The organism is Pseudomonas sp. SIMBA_068 (genome assembly GCF_046534705.1).
Classification (GTDB): domain Bacteria; phylum Pseudomonadota; class Gammaproteobacteria; order Pseudomonadales; family Pseudomonadaceae; genus Aquipseudomonas; species Aquipseudomonas putida.
Map to the genome: position 1 here is coordinate 1 of NZ_JAWRYI010001617.1, position 237 is coordinate 237.

A 237-nucleotide genomic window follows, 5' to 3' on the forward strand; every position below is an offset into this window, starting at 1 on the left:
TTGATCAGCACATCCCCAGTTACGCTGCCGATCGTGCTGCCGGTATTGAGCCCTCGCTTGGTATCCACCCAGTCCGTCGTCTGGCGCGATCCATAACTGATACCGCCCAATGCGCCAAAACCGGATTTCTTGATTTTTTCGTATTGGTGCTCGTTGGCCGTGTTCTGTTCCGCAACGATGTTGACGTTGCGGTCCGCGGACATGACCAAGTCCCTCTGTGCGGCCACGTTGGAACCG

Annotated in this window: 1 protein-coding gene; it reads right to left on the reverse strand. The window is 56.5% G+C overall.

The annotated features are described in order from the left end of the window. Positions 1-203: hypothetical protein (locus SB756_RS35185; RefSeq protein ID WP_410913896.1), on the reverse strand; the 203-nt coding region annotated here is incomplete at its 3' end. Positions 204-237: the final 34 nt, after the last annotated feature.